This is a genomic window from Rhodococcus sp. IEGM 1307 (assembly GCF_030056915.1).
Taxonomy (GTDB): domain Bacteria; phylum Actinomycetota; class Actinomycetes; order Mycobacteriales; family Mycobacteriaceae; genus Rhodococcus_F; species Rhodococcus_F opacus_D.
This window is the reverse complement of the sequence record NZ_JASHKW010000016.1, coordinates 213,831-221,121: the sequence shown is the minus strand read 5'-3', so window position 1 is coordinate 221,121 and position 7,291 is coordinate 213,831. Positions and strand designations below refer to the sequence as shown.

Genomic DNA, 7,291 nt, shown 5'->3' with positions numbered 1-7,291 from the left:
GATCCTCGACTCCATCGCACACTACTGCGCCAGAATTAAAGACTCAGGACACTAGTGCACTCCCAGCGGCCTCACGGAGAGTAAATCTCGGACAGGGGCGGGGAGCAGGACGGCTAAGGAAGAGCGACTGCAGCGCGAACACCGAGCTGATCTCAAATCGGTTCGAGCCTCCGATTGGGTCTGCGTCTCTGACTGAAGTTTCACCAAATGACGCTGACCCGAATAGAGAAAATACACGGCGGGGCAATCTTATTCACGACGGAGGATCCTATCGCGATCCGCGGAGCGGCGTCATGCTGGCGGGACGAGGGCCGCCCTGTCCACACCCGTTCCGTGAGGTGACAGCGGACGAGGCCATCGAAGATAACCCGAGACCTATCCCGGTGCCTCCGCATCATGCGGCCGGGAGCATGATGCGGAGGTCGGGTCTACTCGCACTTGATTGATCGGGTTTGGTTCCCGGGGCTACGCGGGTGCGTGCGCGGTGGCGCGGCTGGAGTAGATATCGACGAGGATGTTGATGCGACGCTGCAGGTACCGGGTATGGGAGCCGAACCAGATCGGTGCCCACAGCCAGGTGACGATCGGGGACACCTGCGTCGAGGACCCGACCTGGGTGTGGGCCTGGTTGAGGCGCTTGGCGGTCAGGGACAGGCCGATGAGCCCGTAGATGGGGACAAGCTGGGACCACCACCGGGTCCAGGATTCGCGGCTGACGCCGGCGGTGGAGGCCAGTTCCCCGCCGATGCGGTCGTACCAGACCAGGTAGTAGATGCCGAAGGTGATGACGGTGAGCCACCACAGGCCCCAGGCCCCTTGTTTGCGAATCGCCGACGGCGGTTGAACAGTGGTCACAATTTCCCCCTTGATGTGAAGTTCTTCCTGACCGCCCGAAAGCCACGGTGTGAATTCTCTTGTGCGGCTGGGTCGGCGATCGAGAGTCGTCACCGGATCAGACCAGGTAGTCCGGAGCGGCGGTATAGATCGAATGACTGTATCTGCAGGTATCGCAAATGGGCGGAGGTGATGTTGTTTTGACTTGGAAGGCCCCCGCACACCGGGGCGACGCACAATTTTCATCCGGTGCGCAGGCTTTTCAGTAGCCAACGTCGGCGCAGAGTTTCGGGTCGGTGATGTAGCCGGCTTCGCAGCCGTTGCGGGTTTGTATCTCCCCTGAGGCGGGTGCCTCACCGCATCGGGTGCCGCATCGGTCGGCGCCGATGACCGGGGTTCCGTCGGGCCAGTAGCAGCCGTTGTCGTAGCAGGAGTATCCGCGATCGGAGGTGGTGCCCACGGGTGCACGGGTGACGGCATCGGGGTCGGGGTAGGTGCCGCCGGTGTAGGGGTTGCGGCAGGTCACGCCGTCGCATTCGAAGGTGTTGGCTTCGCGTTCTTGGCGTAGGTATTCGTCGCCGCCGAGCTGGTCGAAGCACCATTGAGAGAAGGCGAGGGTGCCGTCGCTGAATCGTGCAGGTCCGGGTGTGCCTTCGAGGCATTCGACGATGTACGGCTCCTCGTTCACCGGTTCGACGGGTGCGTCGGTGGTGACGGGCACGGCGGCGGTCGTCTCCGGCGGGGGTGGTGCGTCGAGTGTGGTGGACGCCGGGGCCGCGGTGGTCGTCGCCGGCGGTGGCGTCGTGGTGGAGGACGGCGCCGTCTCCGACCGGCTTGTCTGGTCGCCGCTTCCACATCCCGTCAACATCAGGGCACCAGCGAACACCCAGACCGCCAGATTTCGTGTCATTGAGGTTCCTTCCGATGGCGACGGCATCCCGTGCGTCGTCCAGACGCGATTGCCTCTCGGTTTCAGGCGGTCACATCCGATCGCTCCGAATACCAGCGCCGGGACGAATAGCCCTGTCAGGGCGCAGAACAGTGCCACGATCGCGCATACATTGGTGCGCTCAGCCGCCTCGATACCGAGGTCGGTCTCGTCAAATGCCACCACGGGGATATTCCTCTCAATCATTGGTGCAGAAGGTGCGGCCGGGTCGGGCCATTGAGCCTCGGCGCAACCGGTCACGCTGTCATGCGTGAGCTTGGTGCCGGAGTCGCACCGGAGCGAAGTGTTCACCCCGCCGTGGTTGGTGGGTGTCTCCGGTGCTCGAGGCGGACGAGGGCGGTGGCACTGACCGCCCATGCACCGAGCCCGATGACGCACATGGTGGGTGACCATGTGGTTGCTGTCAGGTAGAGGCAGTACACGCCAGTTGCCGTGACGAGGCCGGTGGCTGGGGTGATCCGTGGTGTCATCGTTCCCGTTTCGCTTGTTGCTCTGCGCGATGTGTCGTCGATTGTGTCAGAGCATCGGTGTGGCAATGCGGCGGGACCGTGTGTTTGCTGGGGTTTGCTGCGATGACTGTGGATGAGAGTGCTGGCGGTGGCGTTGGTCGCCGGAGTGGTGTGCGTTTTGGCGGGTCCTGTGGGGGCCGGTTGGATAGTGGCTGGTCTGATCCTCAATGGTGTTGCGCGTGAGCAGGCCGCGAAGCGGCAGGCGGCACGCGCGGCGGGTGTCGAGCCGCCGCGCCCCTTCCTCGAGTTGTTCGGCGGTTGGGGAGAGTAGCCGCCATCGCGCCGGGGATTGGGGCTGGCGCTACGTCCGCACCGCGGAGTGGCACCCCGATGCGCTTGCCCTGTGTCGTTCATGTGAATGACAGAGGGGCGCAGGGGGAGTGCCCGAATCCCACACCGCCGATCCGGAGGAGTTCGTGTTCTGGGTGGAGCGGTGGGTGTCCGAGCGGACTTCGTTGAGTCTGCATCTACCGGAGCGGCCGGATTTTGAGGTCCGTCCTGGGCCAGCCAGTCTCAACTGTTGAAGGACATCGAAACCGGGTGGGCCGATGCGTGGCTGAGCGCCACCCGGACGGCGTTGTCGGCGGCCGGCGCCGAGGACCGTCCTGGACATGCTGCCACCCGGCCCGTAGACGGACGGCAGCACCCGTAGCGGGTGTTGATGGGCGGATGGTGGGGCACCGCCGGGAACGCGCACGAACGCGAAGTGGGGCGCACCTCGTGATAGGCGCGCCCCCACTTCCGGTGTTCGGGTCGAGCGAGCAGGTAACGCGGCACCGCGTGACTGCTCGACCGTCACCACCCGGCGGCTGGTTCTAGCTCGCGGCCTTCCACCGGTTGCGTCCGTCGGAACCGGGTGCGCAGACCATCGGTGTTCCGGTGCTGGTGACGCCGGTGCCGCCGCTGCAGAAGGCGCCGGGTTTGACGACATTCCCCGAGGGTGCCGGGTTCGGTGCGGGGGTGGACGGTGTGGGTGCGGGGCGAGATTGCGGTGCCGGCGCGGGACTCGGTGCCGGGGTTCCGCCGTCGCAGGTCCACAGTCCGCGGTCGGCGGCGCGGGCGGCGGTTTCGGCTTCGATCAACCGGTCTGCGGTCCGAAGGTAGTCGGCGGTGTAGGCGCGGGCGGCGCCTTCGCGGGCGGCCTTGATCGCGTAGTCGCCGTCCATGTCGTTGTCGAGCGCGACGTAACGGTTGACCTGACCCGTGCTGTCGGTGTCGGGTTGCGCCGGTTCGGGGTTGAGTTGGATTGCCCGGCCGAGGAGGTGATCCTTCGCGAACTGGGTCGATTGCGCTGCCCAGCAGTCTTGGCCTTCGGGGGCGTCTATGCCGAGGACGGATACGGTGAGCGTCTCGCCGCTGGTGGGGTGTCGGGTGATGATGGTGTCACCATCGATGACCTCGACGACCTGGGTGACGCGCTCGATCGTGTATGGGTTTGCCGGTCCGGCCACCGCCGGGGATGCCGGTGCGCCGAGGGCGGCGAGGGTGGCGGCGCCGACGAGGACTGCTCGCGCGGCCTTGGGGTGCATCGTTGTCACTCTGCTGTGCACGTGAATTCTCCTGATCTGAATGGACGCCCGGAGGCCGCGGCCTGATTGCGGCCCATGTGGCGATGGTGTGGCTGTGTGGCAGTGCCGGGACCTACGCGTCATCCACTGTGGACGCGAACATCGGTGTGGTGATGAGAGGTTCGGGGGTGGCTGAGCGGCCCGGCTACTGTGGTGGCCTCGGTCCGCTGCTGCCCGTCCCACCGCCAAGCCGCGGCCGCCAATCTGAAGGGGCGGTGTGCCAGTCAGTCGGTGAGGTTGGCTGCTGATACGCGCCCGGGGGTTGCTGGCCGCCGGGGGTGGTGTGATCGCCCATCGATATGTCCTTCGAATCCAAGTGATGCGGGATGGCGGACATGGGCAGCTGATTGTTTGCTCAGAAATCCGCCGGGAAGATAGATACCAGACGAACCGGACGTAACAGATACCGTGGGTTGGTTCTCCGAGGATATGGGATGACGAGGGTTTCCCGTGAGCTTCCGTGGCAGTGCTTACGTCGGGTGTCCGAGTCCGCCGGACCTGGCTCCTGGAGAAGTCGACACCGCGAGGCCGAGCCTATTTCTGAATGCCAGGTCAGGCGGCGCATGGGCGTATCTGCTGGCACGAAATACCGGCCCGCCGTACCCGCACCACGGTGCTTCGTCGGTGCCAGCGGGCGACCGCACAGTTTTGTGAATCATCGAAATATGCGATGGCACGCGACATCACACGAATGCAGCGAGGTGTCATTCACACGATCGACATCTACATCCCGAAGCTGAAGGCCGCATGCACCACGTCGGCGTGGTCTGCTTTGATACGCGCAATAGGCTTCAATTGGCGCCGGCAAGCAGACGCGGCATCGCGGACCCGTCGTACCACGCCTTGCCTTCACACGTCGGGCGTGCCCGAGTTAGGAGACATATGAAGACAGCAACGCAGGTGTGGTCGTGACCCAACTGATCGAGATCGCATGCGATGAGTCAGGTTCCGAAGGCGAGAACCTCATGGAGGCTGCTCACAGTGTCTTTTCGCACGCGAGCGTGAACCTGTCGGTGGACGAGGCCGAAGCGATCATGTCTGATCTCGCCGGTCGCACGAGGTCGAGCGCGCAGGAGCTGAAGTCGAAGGTTCTGCTGCGACCAGCTAACCGGCGACACCTCATCGAAGTGCTCAGGCCGGACGGGCCGCTTACTGGACGCGTGAACATCTATCTCGCGGATAAGAGCTACTTCGTTGCCGGAAAAATTGTCTCGCTCCTGATCGAAGAAGATGCACACGCGCGCGGCCTGAACATCAACGCATACGAGCGGGCTCTCGCCAATCAGCTGTTCGATCTCGGCCCCCGTGCGCTTGGAGAAGCCGACTGGAAACGCCTTCTGGTCGGATTCAACAGTCTTGTCCGCACCAAGAAGAGATCCGACTCGATCCACCCCAGCTTTTCCGATTTTGTCGCGTTGCTTGACGACGTCCGTCTCCGGAGCAAGCGCAGGCGCGTCACGGAGATCCTCGGCCTCGTGTGGGAGGCCCGTGAGCAAGCTCGCCAGTTCGAGGATCCATCGGAATCGCTACTCCGCGAGTTAGAGCCGATTGTCCCCACACTGAACTGGGTCGCGACCAGTTGGCGATTACGTCTTGGCGACGTGCCCATCGCATTCATTCACGACGAGCATTGGGCGCTCAACGAGGAAGCGACCGAGTTGCTGGTCAATGCTGCGAAGGCCCGAGTAAGTATTGGTGGGCTTTTGATGCCCTCGGTGGATCTTCGCTCAATCACTCTGGTGGACTCCAAGTCGGATCCGCGCGTGCAAGTTGCCGACATCCTTGCGGCTGCCGGGCGGGTAGTCGGCGAGGATGCTTTGAAGGGAAACACCTCAGGCACGCTGGCCGATAGCATCAAGCCAATGCTCGATTTCAATGGCCTATGGTCCGAAAATTCCCCTCTTGGAACTCTTATCCCGCCCGAAGCGACGGCACACCTCAGTCGCGAGAGCTTCGCTTGATCACGGCTGAGGATTGCCGCGAGGCTGAGCGCCACGAGGTGTAGTCCGATGAGTCTCGTCCGAGGTCAGGGTTGTCCTCTCCGTGACGGTCTATGCGGGGATGTCGAACTCGGTGCGGGTCGCGGCGAGGAGTGTGTCCACGTGTTCGGCATAGGTGGCGCAGGCGTGCGACAACGTCTGGAAGGCTGCGACGATCGGTCGTGGGTCTGCCGCGCTGAACAGGGCCGGCATTGCGTAGTACGGGCGGTGAATCGGTCCGTGGTCGAACATTTTCGCGGTCGGTGACTTCTCGCTGCCGGGCGCCGTACTCGGGCGGTAGGGGCCGCCTCGTCCTTCGGGTGGAAGGTTCTCCGCCGCGAGACGGGAGGACGCGGATTGGGGATCGTCGAAGGGTGCCGGGAGTTCTTCACCACTGCACAGGGCCGTCAGTGCCGGTGTGACCCAGGGCCGGTCGGCGAGTCCGGCGAACTCGAACGCACGGACCACGGCCCACTGCGCCAGGCGCCGTTGGGTCTGCGGGTCCATCGCCACGATCGCGGCTGCAACGTCCGGTGCGCAGTCGTCGAAATCGCGTAACGCCAGGACTCCGCGTAGTTCAGGATGTGCGTCGAAGTCGATCGCCGTGGGCTTGTTGGTCGCGGTGGTGGTCGTCGTGCCAGTGGCCGACGAGCTGCCGTGAGCCGGCTCCTCCTCGCCTGCGGGTACCGGGGCAGGGGTGTTCTCGGGTACGCCGAAGCAGGCATGTCCCACATCTGAGCCGGGGACTTCGTGACCCCGTCGTACGGCCACAGCCGGATCCGCCACACATCGCCGGGTGTCGTCGATCCCGGCCACCCGTAGTTGACGAATCCCCGCCCGGAGACCTCCACGGTGTACCTGCCGGCAGGAACGGCGACCTCCACCGGGTCGGTCGTCGGTGACGACACGGCCAGCACCCCGTGACCGTCGACTTCCAGGCGCTCTTCGCTGGCCTGTTGCCACTGGTCCCGGTCCGCGGGTGGTCGTGACGGCCACACCTGCACGGTTACCGCCATCTGGAAGTTGTTCTGGTGGGGGCACAGCACCAGCAGCATGGCCCCGTTGCCGGCGCTGGGTTGATCGGCCTGGGCTCGCTCGAGGAGGGCGAGTTCGACGTCCGGATCTCCGAGGCCGCCGTCGAGACAGAATTGGCCGTAGTCCATCGCCACGGTCACCTGTGTTTCGCTGACCGGCCGGGTGCGCTCATCCATACCGGTGATCCTGTCACGGAGCCCGGACGCAGTGTTCGCACTTCGAAGCGAGACCGGCTCACTGCCTCCCGGTCGGAACGCGTTGCTGGTCGATCCAGCGAGTATCCGCTCGGCGCAACCGTGTACAGCGAATCGGGAAGGACGATCGACTGATCGATCTGACGCATCAGCGTCGATGCGTAATCTCACGTACAGACTCGCACCGGGCAATTGGTCCGCTCGTGAGCGGTGCTCCAGTCTC

General features: G+C 64.4%; 7 protein-coding genes. 3 read left to right on the top strand and 4 right to left on the bottom strand.

Features of this window, described 5'->3' with window-relative positions; genetic code table 11:
- Positions 1–465: 465 nt before the first annotated feature.
- A complete protein-coding gene (locus QM841_RS28355) occupies positions 466–855 on the bottom strand; it encodes a hypothetical protein (RefSeq protein ID WP_283334606.1) in 390 nt (129 codons plus the stop codon).
- Positions 856–1,096: 241 nt separating this feature from the next.
- A complete protein-coding gene (locus QM841_RS28350; protein WP_283334605.1) occupies positions 1,097–1,744 on the bottom strand; it encodes a hypothetical protein in 648 nt (215 codons plus the stop codon).
- Between the two features lie 696 nt (positions 1,745–2,440).
- On the opposite strand from QM841_RS28350, the gene QM841_RS28345 reads away from it, so the two are divergent.
- Together QM841_RS28345 and QM841_RS28340 are read left to right on the top strand one after the other, a co-directional pair.
- A complete protein-coding gene (locus QM841_RS28345) occupies positions 2,441–2,563 on the top strand; it encodes a hypothetical protein (protein ID WP_283334604.1) in 123 nt (40 codons plus the stop codon).
- Positions 2,564–2,812: 249 nt separating this feature from the next.
- The gene (locus QM841_RS28340) at positions 2,813–2,944 is read left to right on the top strand and encodes a hypothetical protein (RefSeq protein ID WP_283334603.1); all 132 of its coding nucleotides are present in this window, start codon (positions 2,813–2,815) and stop codon (positions 2,942–2,944) included.
- Between the two features lie 163 nt (positions 2,945–3,107).
- Here QM841_RS28340 and QM841_RS28335 read toward each other — a convergent pair whose 3' ends face one another.
- A complete protein-coding gene (locus QM841_RS28335; protein WP_283334602.1) occupies positions 3,108–3,821 on the bottom strand; it encodes a thermonuclease family protein in 714 nt (237 codons plus the stop codon).
- Between the two features lie 947 nt (positions 3,822–4,768).
- Between QM841_RS28335 and QM841_RS28330 the strand changes: the two genes are divergently transcribed.
- Positions 4,769–5,821, top strand: coding sequence for a hypothetical protein (locus QM841_RS28330; protein ID WP_283334601.1), 1,053 nt, complete (start codon positions 4,769–4,771; stop codon positions 5,819–5,821).
- 90 nt (positions 5,822–5,911) lie between these two features.
- Here QM841_RS28330 and QM841_RS28325 read toward each other — a convergent pair whose 3' ends face one another.
- Positions 5,912–6,610, bottom strand: a complete 699-nt coding sequence (locus tag QM841_RS28325) for a hypothetical protein (protein ID WP_283334600.1) — start codon at positions 6,608–6,610, stop codon at positions 5,912–5,914.
- Positions 6,611–7,291: the final 681 nt, after the last annotated feature.

What these genes read in the sequence shown, in the direction of transcription:
- QM841_RS28350 (WP_283334605.1), bottom strand. Translation starts at nt 1,744, where the DNA reads ATGACACGAAATCTGGCGGTCTGGGTGTTCGCTGGTGCCCTGATGTTG.
- QM841_RS28335 (WP_283334602.1), bottom strand. Translation starts at nt 3,821, where the DNA reads ATGCACCCCAAGGCCGCGCGAGCAGTCCTCGTCGGCGCCGCCACCCTC.